Below are 16,342 nucleotides of genomic sequence, written 5' to 3' on the forward strand. Positions count from 1 at the left end.
GTCACCCGATCCGTCCCGAAGCGGGACGGACTGCCGCCCCCGGTCAGAGGCCGGGGCTCCATCGTCGAGAGGCGAAGGAGTAGGTGGCACGCCAGACCTCTGAAGAACCACAGGAGCCTTGAATGGCACGCCTCGCCGGCGTTGATCTCCCCCGTGAGAAGCGGATCGAGATCGCCCTCACCTACGTGTACGGCATCGGCCGTACCCGCGCCCAGCAGACCCTCGCCGAGACCGGCGTCAACCCGGATGTCCGCGTTCGCGACATCACCGAGGAAGACCTGGTCAAGCTGAGCCAGTACATCGACGCCAACTACACGGTCGAGGGTGACCTCCGCCGTGAGGTGGCCGCCGACATCCGCCGCAAGGTCGAGATCGGCTGCTACGAGGGTCTGCGTCACCGCCGGGGCCTGCCGGTCCGCGGCCAGCGCACCCACACCAACGCGCGTACCCGCAAGGGCCCGCGTCGCGCGATCGCCGGTAAGAAGAAGCCGGGCAAGAAGTAGTCCGTCCCGTAACCGGACATCCCTCCGGCCCGCGGGTCAGCGGACCGACCACCTCAGTAGGAGAACAGACTTATGCCCCCCAAGGGTCGTCAGGCTGCCGGCGCGAAGAAGATCCGCCGCAAGGAAAAGAAGAACGTCGCTCACGGCCACGCGCACATCAAGAGCACGTTCAACAACACCATCGTTTCGATCACTGACCCCGCGGGCAACGTGATCTCCTGGGCCTCCGCCGGCCACGTCGGCTTCAAGGGCTCGCGCAAGTCCACCCCGTTCGCCGCGCAGATGGCCGCCGAGGCCGCTGCCCGTCGCGCGCAGGAGCACGGCATGCGCAAGGTTGACGTCTTCGTGAAGGGTCCGGGCTCCGGCCGCGAGACCGCGATCCGTTCGCTCCAGGCCACCGGCCTGGAGGTCGGCTCGATCCAGGACGTCACCCCCACCCCGCACAACGGCTGCCGTCCGCCGAAGCGCCGCCGCGTCTGACGCAGCGCCTTCGGGCACGCGGGTCGCTTTAAACCTCGTACGGGCTCCTGTTCTTGCAGGAGCCCGTACGCTTGGTCCTGTCGGCATCAAATAGTGGGTGCCGAAGACAACTGGAGGAACCTCCCCATGCTTATCGCTCAGCGTCCCTCGCTGACCGAAGAGGTCGTCGACGAGTTCCGCTCGCGGTTCGTGATCGAGCCGCTGGAGCCGGGCTTCGGCTACACCCTCGGCAACTCCCTGCGCCGCACGCTCCTGTCGTCGATCCCGGGTGCCGCTGTCACCAGCATCCGCATCGACGGCGTCCTGCACGAGTTCACCACCGTGCCGGGCGTCAAGGAGGACGTGACCGACCTCATCCTCAACATCAAGCAGCTGGTCGTCTCCTCGGAGCACGACGAGCCGGTCGTGATGTACCTGCGCAAGCAGGGCCCGGGTGTCGTCACCGCCGCCGACATCGCCCCGCCGGCGGGTGTCGAGGTGCACAACCCCGAGCTGGTCCTCGCCACCCTCAACGGCAAGGGCAAGCTGGAGATGGAGCTGACCGTCGAGCGCGGTCGCGGCTACGTCTCCGCCGTCCAGAACAAGGCCTCCGGCCAGGAGATCGGCCGCATCCCGGTCGACTCGATCTACAGCCCCGTGCTGAAGGTCACCTACAAGGTCGAGGCCACCCGTGTCGAGCAGCGGACCGACTTCGACAAGCTGATCGTCGATGTCGAGACCAAGCCCGCCATGCGTCCGCGCGACGCCATGGCCTCGGCCGGCAAGACCCTGGTGGAGCTGTTCGGCCTCGCCCGCGAGCTGAACATCGACGCCGAGGGCATCGACATGGGCCCGTCCCCGACGGACGCCGCCCTGGCCGCCGACCTGGCGCTGCCGATCGAGGAGCTGGAGCTCACCGTCCGCTCCTACAACTGCCTCAAGCGCGAGGGCATCCACACCGTGGGTGAGCTCGTCGCCCGCTCCGAGGCCGACCTGCTCGACATCCGCAACTTCGGTGCGAAGTCGATCGACGAGGTCAAGGCGAAGCTGGCCGGCATGGGCCTGGCCCTCAAGGACAGCCCGCCCGGGTTCGACCCGACCGCCGCCGCCGACGCCTTCGGTGCCGACGACCTGGACGACGCGGGTTACGCGGAGACCGAGCAGTACTGAGAGACTTGACCGCGGGGGCGGTTCCCCGGAACCGCCCCCGTCGTCATGAAAGCCGTACGGGCACAGTGTCCGTACGCCCGCTGTGGTACCTGGTACGGCCGCAGTCGGAGATTCAAGGAGTAATTCCATGCCGCGTCCCACCAAGGGTGCCCGTCTGGGCGGTGGCCCGCACCACGAGCCGCTGCTGCTCGCCGGTCTGGCCCGTGAGCTGTTCCAGTACGGCCGCATCACCACCACCGAGGCCAAGGCCCGCCGCCTGCGCCCGCTGGCGGAGAAGCTGATCACCAAGGCGAAGAAGGGCGACATCCACAACCGTCGCCTGGTGCGCAAGACCATCACCGACGTCTCGGTGCTGCACACCCTCTTCACCGAGATCGCGCCGCGCTACGAGAACCGCCCGGGTGGCTACACCCGCATCACCAAGATCGGTCCCCGTCGTGGCGACAACGCCCCGATGGCCGTGATCGAGCTGGTCGAGGCGCTGACCGTCGCGCAGACCGCCGTCGGCGAGGCCGAGGCCGCCACCAAGCGTGCCGTCAAGGAGGCCGACGAGGCCGCCGCCGTCGACACCAAGGCCGACGAGGCCGAGGCCGCCGAGCAGGCCTGACACCTCTAGGTGTGTTGCGGGCCCGTTCTCCCAGCGATGGGGGAGCGGGCCCGTTCCTTGTTTTCCGAGGACCGGGAGAAGAGAAGCAGTGGTCAACGATTGCGCCGAGCAGCCGCCGGTGAAGGACGGCCCGGCCGACGGGTACGTCCGGGTCCGGCTCGACCTCGCCTACCAGGGCGCCGAGTTCTCCGGCTGGGCCCGCCAGAAGGGCGGCCGCAGGACCGTCCAGGAGGAGATCGAGACCGCGCTGCAGATCGTCACCCGCAGCCCGGAGCTGTTCCCGCTGACCGTGGCCGGCCGCACCGACGCCGGTGTCCACGCCCGCGGCCAGGTCGCCCACGTCGACCTGCCGGCCGAGCTGTGGGAGGCGCACCGGGAGAAGCTGCTGCGCCGGCTCGCCGGGCGGCTGCCCGGGGACGTCCGGATCTACCGGGTCGGCGAGGCGCCGACCGGGTTCGACGCCCGCTTCTCGGCGATCTGGCGCCGGTACGCCTACCGGGTCGCCGACCATCCCGGCGGGGTCGACCCGCTGCTGCGCGGGCACGTGCTCTGGCACGACCGGCCGCTGGACGTGGAGAAGATGAACGCCGCCGCGAAGCTGCTGCTGGGCGAGCACGACTTCGCCGCGTACTGCAAGAAGCGCGAGGGCGCCACCACCATCCGCACCCTGCTGGAACTGCACTGGGACCGCGTCCCGGTGGACACCTACGCGAGCCAGGAGGGCAGCCTCGCGGTGGCCACCGTCCGGGCCGACGCCTTCTGCCACAACATGGTCCGGGCGCTGGTCGGGGCGATGCTGCTGGTCGGTGACGGGCACCGGCCGGTGGAGTTCCCCGGCGAGGTGCTGGCCGGCGGGGTCCGCAACTCGGCCGTCAACGTGATCCGGCCGTACGGGCTCACCCTGGAGGAGGTCGGCTACCCGCCGGACGACCAGCTCGCGGAGCGGAACCGTCAGGCCCGGAGGATGCGCACCCTGCCCGGTCAGCCGGCCGCCTCGTAATCCGTTTTGGCCCGGGGCGTCCGCTTGGGACAATCCTTCCCATGGGACACGTCGAGATTTCGCACCTGGAGTACTACCTGCCGGACGGGCGGGTGCTGTTCGACGACGCGTCCTTCCGGGTCGGCGAGGGCGCCGCGGTCGCCCTGGTCGGCGCCAACGGGGCGGGCAAGACCACCCTGCTGCGCATGATCGCGGGCGACATCCAGCCGCACGGCGGCTCGGTGACGATCAGCGGCGGGCTCGGCGTGATGCGCCAGTTCGTCGGCACCACCGGCCGCGAGGACCGGTCCGACACCCCGGGCGCGCTGCCGGCCGACGCCTCGGTGCGCGACCTGCTGGTCTCGGTCGCCCCCGCGCGGATCGCCAAGGCGGCCCGCGCGGTGGACGCCGCCGAGCTGGCGATGATCGCCCAGGACGACGAGAAGACGCAGATGGCCTACGCCCAGGCGCTCTCCGACTGGGCGGACGTCGGCGGCTACGACTACGAGACCGACTGGGACGTCTGCACCACGGCCGCCCTGGGCGTGCCCTTCGACAAGGCCCAGTGGCGCGGTCTGAACACCCTCTCCGGCGGCGAGCAGAAGCGGCTGGTGCTGGAGGCGCTGCTGCGCGGCCCCGAGGAGGTGCTGCTGCTCGACGAGCCGGACAACTACCTGGACGTCCCGGCCAAGCGCTGGCTGGAAGAGGCCATCAAGGCCACCTCGAAGACCGTCCTGTTCATCTCGCACGACCGCGAGCTGCTCTCCCGCACAGCCGACAAGATCATCAGCGTCGAGTCCGGCGCCGCCGGCAGCAGCGTCTGGGTGCACGGCGGCGGCTTCGACACCTTCCACGAGGCCCGCAAGGCCCGCTTCGAGCGCTTCGAGGAGCTGCGCCGCCGCTGGGACGAGGAGCACGCCAAGCTCAAGAAGCTGGTCGTCACCCTGCGCCAGGCCGCCGCCGTCAGCCACGAGATGGCCTCGCGCTACGCGGCCGCCCAGACCAGGCTGAAGAAGTTCGAGGACGCCGGCCCGCCGGAGGCGCCGCCGCGCGAGCAGAACATCACCATGCGGCTCAAGGGCGGGCGCACCGGCGTGCGCGCCTTCACCATGGAGCGGCTGGAGCTCACCGGCCTGATGCAGCCCTTCGACCTGGAGGTCTTCTACGGCGAGCGGGTCGCGGTGCTGGGCGCCAACGGCGCCGGCAAGTCGCACCTGCTGCGGCTGCTGGCCGGTGACACCACGGTCGAGCACACCGGCGACTGGAAGCTCGGCGCCCGGGTCGTCCCCGGCCACTTCCGGCAGACCCACGCCCACCCGGAGCTGTTCGGCCGCACCGTCCGGTCGATCATCGAGGAGGAGCACGCGCTCAGCCGCGGCGCCGCGATGGGCGCGCTGCGCCGGTACGAGCTGGACCGCCAGGAGGAGCAGAAGTTCGAGTCGCTGTCCGGTGGGCAGCAGGCCCGGCTGATGATCCTCAAGCTCGAACTCGACGGTGTGACGGCCCTGTTGCTCGACGAGCCGACCGACAACCTGGACCTGGAGAGCGCCGAGGCGCTGCAGGCCGGGCTGGAGGCCTTCGACGGCACGGTGCTGTGCGTCACCCACGACCGCTGGTTCGCCAAGACCTTCGACCGCTTCCTGGTGTTCGGTGCGGACGGGCGGGTCTTCGAGTCGCCCGAACCAGTCTGGGACGTCACCCGGGTGGAGCGCGAACGCTGAGTGACCGGAGGGCGGGCGCCGGGCGATTTTTGACCGCTTCCCGCCCGCCCGGTAACCTGGACGCTTGATGTGCGTATTGGCTCGCTCTATCTCACGTGAGAGGTCGGTACGCCGGAGACATCAGGTCGACGACCAGCGGTCCCCCTTGAATTGCGTCCAAGGTTGGCCAGGCTGCTCTTCCGTCCGGGTGCTCCTGTCAGGACTCACTCACTGAAAAGCGAAGGCTACGACCGTGCGTACGTACAGCCCCAAGCCCGGCGACGTCCAGCGTCAGTGGCACGTCATCGACGCGACCGACGTCGTGCTCGGCCGCCTGGCTTCCCAGGCCGCCAACCTCCTCCGGGGCAAGCACAAGGCGATCTACGCGCCGCACGTTGACACTGGTGACTTCGTCATCATCATCAACGCCGACAAGGTGCACCTGTCCGGTAACAAGAAGACCCAGAAGCTGGCCTACCGCCACTCGGGCTTCCCGGGCGGTCTCCGTTCGGTGCGCTACGACGACCTGCTGGCGAACAACCCGGAGAAGGCCGTCGAGAAGGCCATCAAGGGCATGATCCCCAAGAACAGCCTGGGCCGTCAGATGCTCTCGAAGCTCAAGGTCTACTCGGGCGACCAGCACCCCCACGCTGCCCAGCAGCCGGTGCCGTTCGAGATCACCCAGGTCGCGCAGTAATTCGGCCACCAAGCCCCCCAACACTGAAAAGAGCTGAGGAACACCGTGGCCGAGACCACTGAAACCCTTGAGGTCGACTTCGACGAGGCCGTTGAGGCCGTCGAGGGCGAGTACACCTCCGAGGAGAGCTACACCTCCGAGTCGCTGGCCGGCCGCTTCGGCGAGGCCACCCCGGGCGCCGGCCTCGGCCGTCGCAAGGAGGCGATCGCCCGCGTGCGCATCGTCCCCGGCACCGGCCAGTGGAAGATCAACGGTCGCACCCTCGAGGACTACTTCCCGAACAAGGTGCACCAGCAGACCGTGAACGAGCCCTTCAAGCTGCTCGAGCTGGACGGCCGTTACGACATCGTCGCCCGCATCAGCGGCGGCGGCGTCTCCGGCCAGGCCTACGCGCTGCGCCTCGGCGTGGCCCGTGCCCTGAACGAGGCCGACGTGGACAACAACCGCGGCGCCCTCAAGAAGGCCGGCTTCCTGACCCGTGACGCCCGCGCCGTCGAGCGCAAGAAGGCCGGTCTGAAGAAGGCCCGCAAGGCGCCGCAGTACAGCAAGCGCTAATCGCGTCCCCGGGGGTGCGGTCCGCCCTGGCGGCGCACCCCCTGGTTGCGCAAACCGTCGCCCCGGAGTACCTCGTGTACTCCGGGGCGACGTGTTCCCCGGCTAACGTGCGGCGGCCGGGATCATCGGTGGGTTCCGAGCATGGTGATGGAGGACGGGACAGTGGGACGACTCTTCGGTACGGACGGCGTACGCGGTGTGGCCAACGAGGGCCTGACGGCGGAGCTGGCGCTCGGCCTGTCGGTGGCGGCCTCCCACGTGCTCGGCGAGGCCGGCGCCTTCGACGGGCACCGGCCGGTCGCGGTGGTCGGCCGTGACCCCCGTGCCTCGGGCGAGTTCCTGGAGGCCGCGGTCATCGCCGGCCTGGCGAGCTCCGGCGTCGACGTGCTGCGGGTCGGCGTCCTGCCCACCCCCGCCGTCGCCTACCTCACCGGCGCGCTCGGCGCCGACTTCGGCGTGATGCTGTCCGCCAGCCACAACGCCATGCCGGACAACGGCATCAAGTTCCTCGCCCGCGGCGGCCACAAGCTGGACGACCGGATCGAGGACGCCATCGAGACCCACTACCGCAAGCACACCGTCGGCGGCGAGGACTGGAACCGCCCGACCGGCGCGGCCGTCGGCCGGGTGCGTGAGTACACCGAGGGCTTCGACAAGTACGTCGCCCACCTGATCGGCGTGCTGCCCAACCGCCTGGACGGCATCAAGGTCGTCATCGACGGCGCCCACGGCGCCGCCGCCTACGTCGCCCCCGAGGCCTTCGCCCGGGCCGGCGCCGAGGTCGTGCACACCCTGGGCGCCGAGCCCACCGGGCTCAACATCAACGACGGTGTCGGCTCCACCCACCTCGACCGGCTGCGCGCCGCGATGAAGGAGCACCGGGCCGACCTCGGCATCGCCCTGGACGGCGACGCCGACCGCTGCCTGGCCGCCGACGCCGAGGGCAACGAGGTGGACGGCGACCAGATCATCGCCATCCTCGCCGTCGCCATGAAGGAGGCCGGCACCCTGCGCCGCAACACCGCGGTGGCCACCGTGATGTCCAACCTCGGCTTCAAGCTGGCGATGGAGCGCGAGGGCATCGACCTGGTGGAGACCGCCGTCGGCGACCGCTACGTCCTGGAGGCGATGAAGGAGCACGGCTTCGCGCTCGGCGGCGAGCAGTCCGGCCACGTCATCCTGCTGGACCACGCCACCACCGGCGACGGCACCCTGACCGGCCTGATGCTGGGCGCCCGACTGGCCGCCACCAAGCAGCCACTGGCCGACCTGGCCGCCGTGATGACCCGTCTGCCGCAGGTGCTGATCAACGTCAAGGGCGTGGACAAGAGCCGGGTGCGGACCAGCACCGAGCTGGCCGCCGCCGTCGCCGCGGCCGAGACCGAGCTGGGCGCCACCGGCCGGGTGCTGCTGCGCTCCTCCGGCACCGAGCCGCTGGTCCGCGTCATGGTGGAGGCCGCCGACCCGGCGCAGGCCGAGACGGTCGCCCAGCGCCTGGCCGAGGCGGTGCGCACCCACCTGGGCTGAGCCCCTGACACGCCGAAGGGCCCCCGCGCGTGGCGGGGGCCCTTTTCGTCGTGCCCCGGGGGTGCCTCAGAGCTTGCGCAGCAGCGCCCGGCGGACCTTGTGGTCCGCGCCCTTCTGCAGGATCAGGGTGGCCCGGCCGCGGGTGGGCAGCACGTTCTCCAGCAGGTTGGGCTTGTTGATGGTGCGCCAGACCTGGCGGCCGTACTCCATCGCCTCCTCCTCCGGGACCTCGGTGAAGCGGCGGAAGTAGGAGTTCGGGTCCTGGAAGGCGGTCTGCCGCAGCTTGCGGAAGCGGTCCAGGTACCAGTGCTCGATGTCGTCGGTGCGGGCGTCGACGTAGATCGAGAAGTCGAAGTAGTCGGCCACCGCGAGCCGGGTGCGGCCGTCGGTGCCCGGCAGGGCCGGCTGCAGCACGTTCAGGCCCTCGACGATCAGGATGTCCGGGCGCTCCACGGTCAGCCGCTCGTCGGGCACGATGTCGTACACCAGGTGCGAGTACACCGGCGCGGTGACCCGCTCCTTGCCCGCCTTCACGTCCGCGACGAAGCGCATCAGCGCCCGGCGGTCGTACGACTCCGGGAAGCCCTTGCGGGCCATCAGGCCGCGGCGGCGCAGCTCGGCGTTGGGCAGCAGGAAGCCGTCGGTGGTGACCAGTTCGACCCGGGGGTGCTCGGGCCAGCGGGCGAGCAGGGCCTGGAGCAGCCGGGCGGTGGTGGACTTGCCGACGGCGACCGAGCCGGCCACGCCGATGATGAACGGGGTACGGGTGCGTTCGGTGTCCGGGGTGTCCAGGAACGTGCCCAGCGCGCCGCGCAGGTCGTGCGTGGCGTGGATGTACAGGTTCAGCAACCGGGACAGGGGCAGGTAGACGTCGCGGACCTCGTCCAGGTCGAGGGCTGTGCCGAGACCGCGCAGCTGCTCCACCTCCTGGGCGGTCAGCGGCAGCGGCGTACGCTCGCGCAGCGCGCTCCACTCGGCCCGGCTCAGGTCCACGTAGGGGGACGGGGACGGACCGGGCGTGGCGGCGCCCCGCGTACAGAGTTCGGTCAGCACATGCTCCATTGTGAGCCGTAGCGGTGTTCACCGTGGTTGTGGTGTCGGTCACGCAGCGTTGGCGCGGGACGGGAAAACGCCCACAGAACCGCCCTTATGCTGGCACGCATGTGCGGAATTGTTGGATACGTGGGCGCGCAGTCCGCCCTCGACGTAGTAATCGCGGGCCTGCAGCGACTGGAGTACCGGGGCTACGACTCGGCCGGTGTCGCGGTGCAGGCGCAGGACTCCCAGGGGCAGTGGGGTCTCGTCACGGACAAGCGGGCCGGAAAGCTCGCCAACCTGGAGAAGTCGCTCGCCGAGTCGCCCCTGCCCGGCGGCACCACCGGCATCGGCCACACCCGTTGGGCCACCCACGGCGGCCCGACGGACGCCAACGCCCACCCCCACCTGGACGACGACAACCGGGTCGCCGTCGTCCACAACGGCATCATCGAGAACTTCGCCCAGCTGCGCGCCGAGATCGCGGAGCGCGGCCACACCCTCCGGTCCGAGACCGACACCGAGGTCGTCGCCCACCTGCTGGGCGAGGCCTACCAGGGCGACCTCGCCGAGGCGATGCGGGCGGTCTGCCGCCGCCTGGACGGTGCCTTCACCCTCGTCGCCGTCCACGCGGACGCGCCCGGCGTGGTCGTCGGCGCCCGCCGCAACTCGCCGCTGGTGGTCGGCCGCGGCGAGGGCGAGAACTTCCTCGCCTCCGACGTCGCCGCCTTCATCGCGCACACCCGCGAGGCGGTCGAGCTGGGCCAGGACCAGGTCGTCGAGCTGCGCCGGGACGGCGTGACCGTCACCAACTTCGACGGCACCCCGGCCGAGGTGCGCGAGTACCACGTCGACTGGGACGCCTCCGCCGCCGAGAAGGGCGGCTACGACTACTTCATGCTCAAGGAGATCGCCGAGCAGCCGAAGGCCGTCGCCGACACCCTGCTCGGCCGGATCGGCACCGACGGGCGGCTCACCCTCGACGAGCTGCGCATCTCGGACGCGGACCTGCGCTCGGTCGACAAGGTCGTCATCGTCGCCTGCGGCACCGCGTTCCACGCCGGCATGATCGCCAAGTACGCGATCGAGCACTGGACCCGCATCCCCTGCGAGGTCGAGGTCGCCTCGGAGTTCCGCTACCGCGACCCGATCATGGGCCCGGGCACGCTGGTCATCGCCATCTCGCAGTCCGGCGAGACCATGGACACCCTGATGGCCCTGCGGCACGCCCGTGAGCAGGGCGCCAAGGTGCTGGCGATCTGCAACACCAACGGCTCCACCATCCCGCGCGAGTCGGACGCGGTGCTGTACACCCACGCCGGGCCGGAGGTCGCGGTCGCGTCCACCAAGGCGTTCCTGACCCAGCTGGTCGCCTGCTACCTGGTCGCCCTCTACCTGGGCCAGGTGCGCGGCACCAAGTGGGGCGACGAGATCTTCACCATCATCCGCGAGCTCGGCGACGCGCCGAAGCAGGTCGAGCAGGTGCTGGAGACCATGGAGCCGGTGCGCGAGCTGGCCCGCTCGCTCGCCGACGCCCGCTCGGTGCTGTTCCTCGGCCGCCACGTCGGCTTCCCGGTGGCCCTGGAGGGCGCGCTCAAGCTCAAGGAGCTCGCCTACATGCACGCCGAGGGCTTCGCGGCGGGCGAGCTCAAGCACGGCCCGATCGCGCTGATCGAGGAGGGGCTGCCGGTCGTGGTGGTCGTGCCCTCGCCGCGCGGGCGGTCCATCCTGCACGACAAGATCGTCTCCAACATCCAGGAGATCCGGGCCCGCGGCGCCCGCACCATCGTGATCGCGGAGGAGGGCGACGAGGCGGTCGTGCCGTACGCGGACCACCTGATCCGCATCCCGGTCACCCCGACCCTGCTCCAGCCGCTGGTCTCCACCGTTCCGCTCCAGGTCTTCGCCTGCGAGCTGGCCACGGCCAAGGGCCACGAGGTCGACCAGCCGCGCAACCTGGCGAAGTCGGTCACCGTCGAGTAGTCGCCCGGCCTCTCACGGCGCCCCTGCGGTGGCTGCGTCCTACCGCAGGGGCGCCGTGTCGAGCGTGAAGGAGAACGGGGCGGGCAGGTCGATCGGCTTGCCGAAGTCGGTCTTGGTGAGCGCCCTGTAGTCACCGTTCTGGGGTTCGGAGAAGAGGGTGACCTTGCCTTCACTGCGATCGATCAGCAGGTAGCAGGGGATGCCCGCCGCGGCGTAGCCCTTGCGCTTCGGCTCGCGGTCCTTGTACGGGCTGGTCGAGGTGATCTCGAACACGAGTAGGACTCCTTCCGCCGGAGCCCAGGAGTCCAGGTGGTCGAAGTGGTCCTCCGGAACCACCGTGCCGTCGGGGATGAAACGGCCTCCGGGGGTGACGAGGCCCTTGTTGCCCGCGATGTCCAGTTCGATCGAGGCGTTCCGGAAGAACTGCTTGGCGACCTTCGAGAACGCGCCCTCGTGCGGCCCGTCCGGTGGTGGCGTCACGACGATCTCCCCTTCGATGAGCTCGGCCTTGAACCCGGGCGGCGTGTCCAGCTCCAGAAATGCCTGGAGAAGACCGTCCTGGCCCAGCGGCTGCTCGACAGCTGGCATGGCGACCATGGCCCTTCTCCCTCCTGTGGGTCCGTGCCGAGCCACAAGGTAGGCGTACGGACCGACACCGGCGGGGGATCGAAGTGGGTGTCACTCGAAAGTGTGCCGCAGGCCCGGCTCCCGCGGGGCGGTGGCGCGGGCTAGCGTCGGCGGTAGCCGACTGCTGAAGGAGTTCTCCCCATGCGTCATGCACACCCTGTGGAAACCGTCCGGGCCGCCGAGGCCGCGCTGATGGCCCGGTTGCCGGAGGGCACGCTGATGCAACGGGCGGCCGCCGGCCTGGCGGCGACCTGTGCCCGGCTGCTGACGCGGCGTCGGGGGCGGGTCTACGGCAGTCGGGTGACGGTGCTGGCGGGCAGCGGGGACAACGGGGGTGACGCCCTGTACGCCGGGGCGGCGCTGGCCCGGCGCGGGGCGCGGGTGACGGCGGTGCTGCTCACGCCGGAGAAGGCGCACCCGGGCGGACTGGCCGCGCTCCGGGCGGCGGGCGGACGGGTGACCGCGGAGCAGGAAGTCGGCCTGGCCGAGTTCTCGCGTGCGGACCTGGTGCTGGACGGGATCGTCGGCATCGGCGGCCGGGGTGGGCTGCGCCCCGGGGCCGCGCCGTACGCCCGGGCCGGGCGGAGCGGAATCGTGGTGGCGGTGGACCTGCCCAGCGGGGTGGACGCCGACACCGGCGAGGTGGCCGGCGAGGCGCTGCGCGCGGACGTCACGGTCTGCTTCGGCACGTACAAGCCCGGGCTGCTGATCGACCCGGGGGCCGAGTACACGGGTGCCGTGCAGCTGGTGGACATCGGGCTGGAGCTGCCCGAGCCGGAGGTGACGGCCCTGCAGCACGCGGACGCGGCGGCGCTGCTGCCGCTGCCGGGTGCGGAGAGCGACAAGTACCGGCGCGGCGTGGTCGGGGTGGCGGCCGGCTCGGCGCGGTACCCGGGGGCGGCGCTGCTGGCGGTGGCCGGGGCACTGCGCGGCGGCGCGGGCGCCGTCCGGTACGTCGGCACGGCGGCCGAGGAGGTGGTGCGGCGCTTCCCGGAGACGCTGGTCACCGAGGGCGGCCCGGCCGGGGCCGGGCGGGTGCAGGCCTGGGTGGTCGGGCCGGGCGGCGGCGAGGGGGCGCGTCAGGCGCTGACCGAGGCGCTGGCGAGCGACGTCCCGGTGCTGGTGGACGCGGACGGGCTGACCGAACTGGGCCGGCTCGGCCCGGACGCGCTGGCCGGCCGGACCGCGCCCACCCTGCTCACCCCCCACACCGGCGAGGCCGCCCGGCTGCTGGCGGGCGCCGAGGGCGGCGCGCCGCCCGCCGCCGAGGACCTGGCCGCCGCCCGGCTGGCCACCGCCCGCCGCCTGGCGGCCGCCTACCGGGCCACCGTGCTGCTGAAGGGCTCCACCACCGTGGTCGCCGACCCGGGCGGGGCCGTCCGGGTGAACCCCACCGGCACCTCCTGGCTCGCCACCGCGGGCAGCGGCGACGTGCTGGCCGGCCTGGCCGGCTCCCTGCTGGCCACCGGTCTGTCGCCGCTGGACGCCGCCTCGCTCGGGGCCTACCTCCACGGCCTGGCCGCCCGGGAGGCGGCCGGCGACCCGGGCGCGCCGGTGACGGCCCTCGCGGTGGCCGGGGCCCTGCCGACGGCCTGGCGGGCGGTGCGGGGGGCGTAGAGGTGGACCGGCCGCCCCTGGAAGGCCTGGACGGGCCGGCAACGGGGTCGCGCCGCCCGTAGCCGGCGCCGGGCCCCACGCTGCGGCCGGAGGGCCTGTGAGGGTTGACGGCAGGCGGCTGCGGGCGGGCGTCGGCACCGGGTGCCCGTGGCTCGCGCCGGGGCCGCGATCCCGGGCCCGCGCGGGTGGCACCGCGGCGGTTCCGGCCCCGGCGACCGGCCCCGGGGCGGAACCGGAACGCGGTTCGCCGCGTCCGTACCTGGGCGGAGGGGCCGTTTGCCGCAGGTCGGCGGGCTGGGGGACGGCGCGGTGCCGATCACCGCGCCGACGGGCCGTTCGGCGAGGACTCCGGGACGTCTGGGAGACTGACCCTGATGACAACTGCGAACACGACCGGCACAGCCACCCTCACCGACGGCGTACGGGCCGAGGCGACCATCGATCTGGCCGCCCTGCGCGGCAACCTCGCCGCCCTGCAGGAGCGCGTCGGGAGCACGGCGGTGATGCTCGCGGTCAAGGCGGACGCCTATGGCCACGGCGCGGTCGAGTGCGCCCGCGAGGCGGTCGCGAACGGGGTCGGCTGGCTCGGCTGCGCGACGCCCGACGAGGCCCTGGCGCTGCGGGCCGCGGGCATCCGCCCCGAGCAGGCCCGGATCCTGTGCTGGCTGTGGACGCCCGGCGGGCCGTGGCGCGAGGCGCTGCGCGCGGACCTGGACATCTCGGTCAGCGGCCGGTGGGCGCTGGAGGAGCTGCTGACGGCCGTTCGGGAGACCGGCATCCCGGCACGGGTGCACCTGAAGGCCGACACCGGCCTCGGCCGCAACGGCTGCCAGCCGCACGACTGGCCGCAGCTGGTGGCCGAGGTGCGGCGGGCCGAGGCCGCGGGGCTGCTGAAGGCCGTCGGCATCTGGTCGCACTTCGCCGCCGCCGACGAGCCCGGCCACCCGTCGATCCAGGCCCAGCTGGACTCCTACCGCGCCGCGCTGGCGCACGCCGAGCTCGCCGGGCTGCGCCCCGAGGTCCGGCACCTCGCGAACTCCCCGGCCACCCTGCTGCTGCCCGAGACGCACTTCGACCTGGTCCGCACCGGGCTGGCCGCGTACGGGCTGTCGCCGGTGCCGGAGGTGGGTTCGCCGGCCGACTTCGGGCTGCGTCCGGTGATGGCGCTGACGGCCCGGCTGGCGCTGGTCAAGCACGTGCCGGGCGGGCACGGGGTCAGCTACGGCCACCACTACGTGACGCCCGGCCCGACCACGCTGGGCCTGGTCCCGGTCGGCTACGGCGACGGCGTCCCGCGGCACGCCAGCGGCACCGGCCCGGTGCAGATCGACGGCAAGTGGCGCACGGTGGCCGGCCGGGTGGCGATGGACCAGTTCGTGGTGGACCTGGGCGGGGACACCCCCGAGGCCGGCGACGAGGTGCTGCTGTTCGGCAACGGCGAGCGCGGTGAGCCGACCGCCGAGGACTGGGCCCGCGCCAGCGGGTCCATCTCGTACGAGATCATCACCCGGATCGGTGCCCGGGTGCCCCGCCGCTACCTGGGCGGCAGCCACGACGGGAGCCGCAGGGCATGACCGGGGCACCGGACGGGACCAACCCGGTGGCGGCGGTGGCCAAGGCGGCCGGCGCGGCCACCACCGGGGTGAGCCGGGCCGGTCTGATCGGTATATCGGTCGGTGTGCTGGCGGCCGGGGCGGCCGCGGGCGTGGCCGTGGAGCGGCTGACGGTCGGCCGGGCGATGCGCCGCCGGGCCCGGGCCGAACTGGAGGCGTCCGCCCCGTACGGTTCGCTGCGCGGGCGCCCGCTGACGGTGGTCGCGCCGGACGGCACCGAGCTGTACGTCGAGCTGGACGGGACGGGCTGGGACGAGCCGGACTCCGCTCCCGGCACCCCCGAGCCGCTGACCGTGGTGTTCAGCCACGGCTACTGCCTCAACCAGGACAGCTGGCACTTCCAGCGGGCGGCGCTGCGCGAGGGCCTGCGGCTGGTCTTCTGGGACCAGCGCAGCCACGGCCGCTCCGAGCGCTCCCGCTCGTTCCTGGCGGGCGAGCCGGCCGGGATCGACCAGCTGGGCGGCGACCTCAAGGCGGTGATCGACGCCGTCGCGCCGACCGGGCCGCTGGTGCTGGTGGGCCACTCGATGGGCGGCATGACGGTGATGGCGCTGGCCGACCAGCACCCGGAGCTGTTCCGGGAGCGCGTCGCCGGGGTCGCGCTGGCCGGCACCCTGGCGGGGAACTGGAACGAGGTGAGCCTCGGACTGCCGACGGTCGGGGCCAAGCTGTTCAAGCGGGTCGCGCCCGGGGTGGTGAAGCTGCTGGGCCGTCAGGTCGAGCTGGTGGAGGCGAGCCGGCGGATCGGTTCGGACTTCGCCGCCGTGTTCTACCGGAGGTTCTCCTTCGGGGGGCGGGACGTCGATCCCGGCGTGGTGAGCTTCGCCGAACAGCTGCTGGACGCCACCCCGATCGACGTGGTCGCCGAGTTCTTCCCGGTGTTCGGCGCACACGAGAAGTACGAGGCGCTGGCCGCCCTGCGCGGTCTGCCGGCCCTGGTGCTGGCTGGGACGAAGGACCTGCTGACGCCGTCGGCGCACAGCGAGGCGATGGCCGAGCGGCTGCCGGGCGCCGAGCTCGTGCTGGTCGAGGGCGCCGGGCACCTGGTGCTGCTGGAACGCCCGGAGCTGGTCGACCGCGAGCTGGCGCTGCTGCTGCGCCGGGCCGCCGACTTCGCCGGCGCCGCGCCGCTGCCGCCCTCCGTCCTCGCGCTCGCACTCGCCGAGGAGCCGCGCGCGGACGGCTCCGGGGACACGGCGGCCCAGGATCCGGCCGTCGACTCCGTCTGAGCCACCCCGCCCGCCGCGGCGGGGTGCGCCGGTGTGGCACG

Annotated in this window: 15 protein-coding genes; 13 read left to right on the forward strand and 2 right to left on the reverse strand. The window is 72.3% G+C overall.

Annotated elements, in window-relative coordinates; all coding sequences use genetic code 11:
* Positions 1 to 122 precede the first annotated feature (122 nt).
* The 9 genes from rpsM (at position 123) to glmM (ending at position 8,197) form a co-directional block, all read left to right on the forward strand.
* Positions 123 to 503 carry a 30S ribosomal protein S13 gene (rpsM, locus tag BOQ63_RS26745; protein WP_030259703.1) on the forward strand — a complete coding sequence of 127 codons (381 nt, stop codon included), beginning with the start codon at positions 123 to 125 and terminating at the stop codon, positions 501 to 503.
* A gap of 72 nt (positions 504 to 575) precedes the next feature.
* Positions 576 to 983 carry a 30S ribosomal protein S11 gene (gene rpsK / locus BOQ63_RS26750; RefSeq protein ID WP_030232513.1) on the forward strand — a complete coding sequence of 136 codons (408 nt, stop codon included), beginning with the start codon at positions 576 to 578 and terminating at the stop codon, positions 981 to 983.
* A gap of 126 nt (positions 984 to 1,109) precedes the next feature.
* Positions 1,110 to 2,132 carry a DNA-directed RNA polymerase subunit alpha gene (locus tag BOQ63_RS26755; protein ID WP_030055844.1) on the forward strand — a complete coding sequence of 341 codons (1,023 nt, stop codon included), beginning with the start codon at positions 1,110 to 1,112 and terminating at the stop codon, positions 2,130 to 2,132.
* Positions 2,133 to 2,259: 127 nt separating this feature from the next.
* Positions 2,260 to 2,739: a 50S ribosomal protein L17 gene (gene rplQ, locus BOQ63_RS26760; RefSeq protein ID WP_030280807.1), complete on the forward strand. Its 480-nt coding sequence runs from the start codon at positions 2,260 to 2,262 to the stop codon at positions 2,737 to 2,739.
* Between the two features lie 88 nt (positions 2,740 to 2,827).
* A complete protein-coding gene (truA, locus tag BOQ63_RS26765; RefSeq protein WP_072655086.1) occupies positions 2,828 to 3,739 on the forward strand; it encodes a tRNA pseudouridine(38-40) synthase TruA in 912 nt (303 codons plus the stop codon).
* Positions 3,740 to 3,780: 41 nt separating this feature from the next.
* Positions 3,781 to 5,439: an ABC-F family ATP-binding cassette domain-containing protein gene (locus BOQ63_RS26770; protein WP_030553947.1), complete on the forward strand. Its 1,659-nt coding sequence runs from the start codon at positions 3,781 to 3,783 to the stop codon at positions 5,437 to 5,439.
* Positions 5,440 to 5,671: 232 nt separating this feature from the next.
* On the forward strand, positions 5,672 to 6,115 hold the full coding sequence (gene rplM / locus BOQ63_RS26775; protein ID WP_030055846.1) for a 50S ribosomal protein L13: 444 nt from the start codon (positions 5,672 to 5,674) through the stop codon (positions 6,113 to 6,115).
* A gap of 45 nt (positions 6,116 to 6,160) precedes the next feature.
* Positions 6,161 to 6,670, forward strand: a complete 510-nt coding sequence (gene rpsI / locus BOQ63_RS26780) for a 30S ribosomal protein S9 (RefSeq protein ID WP_030280813.1) — start codon at positions 6,161 to 6,163, stop codon at positions 6,668 to 6,670.
* Between the two features lie 162 nt (positions 6,671 to 6,832).
* Positions 6,833 to 8,197, forward strand: a complete 1,365-nt coding sequence (gene glmM / locus BOQ63_RS26785) for a phosphoglucosamine mutase (RefSeq protein WP_030280815.1) — start codon at positions 6,833 to 6,835, stop codon at positions 8,195 to 8,197.
* Between the two features lie 66 nt (positions 8,198 to 8,263).
* Here glmM and coaA read toward each other — a convergent pair whose 3' ends face one another.
* Positions 8,264 to 9,259, reverse strand: a complete 996-nt coding sequence (gene coaA / locus BOQ63_RS26790; protein WP_030280818.1) for a type I pantothenate kinase — start codon at positions 9,257 to 9,259, stop codon at positions 8,264 to 8,266.
* A gap of 99 nt (positions 9,260 to 9,358) precedes the next feature.
* Here coaA and glmS point away from each other — a divergent pair, with 99 nt between their 5' ends.
* Positions 9,359 to 11,215 carry a glutamine--fructose-6-phosphate transaminase (isomerizing) gene (gene glmS / locus BOQ63_RS26795; protein ID WP_072656365.1) on the forward strand — a complete coding sequence of 619 codons (1,857 nt, stop codon included), beginning with the start codon at positions 9,359 to 9,361 and terminating at the stop codon, positions 11,213 to 11,215.
* A 39-nt stretch (positions 11,216 to 11,254) separates the two neighbouring features.
* Here glmS and BOQ63_RS26800 read toward each other — a convergent pair whose 3' ends face one another.
* Positions 11,255 to 11,812 (reverse strand): Uma2 family endonuclease, encoded by a 558-nt coding sequence (locus BOQ63_RS26800; RefSeq protein WP_030280822.1) that lies wholly within the window; start codon positions 11,810 to 11,812, stop codon positions 11,255 to 11,257.
* A 171-nt stretch (positions 11,813 to 11,983) separates the two neighbouring features.
* On the opposite strand from BOQ63_RS26800, the gene BOQ63_RS26805 reads away from it, so the two are divergent.
* The 3 genes from BOQ63_RS26805 (at position 11,984) to BOQ63_RS26815 (ending at position 16,301) form a co-directional block, all read left to right on the forward strand.
* Positions 11,984 to 13,459 carry a bifunctional ADP-dependent NAD(P)H-hydrate dehydratase/NAD(P)H-hydrate epimerase gene (locus BOQ63_RS26805; RefSeq protein WP_030280825.1) on the forward strand — a complete coding sequence of 492 codons (1,476 nt, stop codon included), beginning with the start codon at positions 11,984 to 11,986 and terminating at the stop codon, positions 13,457 to 13,459.
* A 374-nt stretch (positions 13,460 to 13,833) separates the two neighbouring features.
* Positions 13,834 to 15,033, forward strand: a complete 1,200-nt coding sequence (gene alr, locus BOQ63_RS26810) for an alanine racemase (RefSeq protein ID WP_030280827.1) — start codon at positions 13,834 to 13,836, stop codon at positions 15,031 to 15,033.
* Positions 15,030 to 16,301 carry an alpha/beta fold hydrolase gene (locus BOQ63_RS26815; RefSeq protein WP_046385838.1) on the forward strand — a complete coding sequence of 424 codons (1,272 nt, stop codon included), beginning with the start codon at positions 15,030 to 15,032 and terminating at the stop codon, positions 16,299 to 16,301. Before alr ends, BOQ63_RS26815 begins: the two co-directional genes overlap by 4 nt.
* The last annotated feature ends 41 nt before the right edge of the window (positions 16,302 to 16,342 follow it).

Origin of the sequence: Streptomyces viridifaciens (genome assembly GCF_001888885.2) — a bacterium.
GTDB classification, from domain to species: Bacteria; Actinomycetota; Actinomycetes; order Streptomycetales; family Streptomycetaceae; genus Kitasatospora; species Kitasatospora aureofaciens.

What these genes read in the sequence shown, in the direction of transcription:
- alr (WP_030280827.1), top strand. Translation starts at nt 13,834, where the DNA reads ATGACAACTGCGAACACGACCGGCACAGCCACCCTCACCGACGGCGTA.
- BOQ63_RS26755 (WP_030055844.1), top strand. Translation starts at nt 1,110, where the DNA reads ATGCTTATCGCTCAGCGTCCCTCGCTGACCGAAGAGGTCGTCGACGAG.
- BOQ63_RS26805 (WP_030280825.1), top strand. Translation starts at nt 11,984, where the DNA reads ATGCGTCATGCACACCCTGTGGAAACCGTCCGGGCCGCCGAGGCCGCG.
- rplQ (WP_030280807.1), top strand. Translation starts at nt 2,260, where the DNA reads ATGCCGCGTCCCACCAAGGGTGCCCGTCTGGGCGGTGGCCCGCACCAC.
- BOQ63_RS26815 (WP_046385838.1), top strand. Translation starts at nt 15,030, where the DNA reads ATGACCGGGGCACCGGACGGGACCAACCCGGTGGCGGCGGTGGCCAAG.
- BOQ63_RS26770 (WP_030553947.1), top strand. Translation starts at nt 3,781, where the DNA reads ATGGGACACGTCGAGATTTCGCACCTGGAGTACTACCTGCCGGACGGG.
- glmS (WP_072656365.1), top strand. Translation starts at nt 9,359, where the DNA reads ATGTGCGGAATTGTTGGATACGTGGGCGCGCAGTCCGCCCTCGACGTA.
- BOQ63_RS26800 (WP_030280822.1), bottom strand. Translation starts at nt 11,812, where the DNA reads ATGGTCGCCATGCCAGCTGTCGAGCAGCCGCTGGGCCAGGACGGTCTT.
- rpsM (WP_030259703.1), top strand. Translation starts at nt 123, where the DNA reads ATGGCACGCCTCGCCGGCGTTGATCTCCCCCGTGAGAAGCGGATCGAG.
- coaA (WP_030280818.1), bottom strand. Translation starts at nt 9,259, where the DNA reads ATGGAGCATGTGCTGACCGAACTCTGTACGCGGGGCGCCGCCACGCCC.
- rpsK (WP_030232513.1), top strand. Translation starts at nt 576, where the DNA reads ATGCCCCCCAAGGGTCGTCAGGCTGCCGGCGCGAAGAAGATCCGCCGC.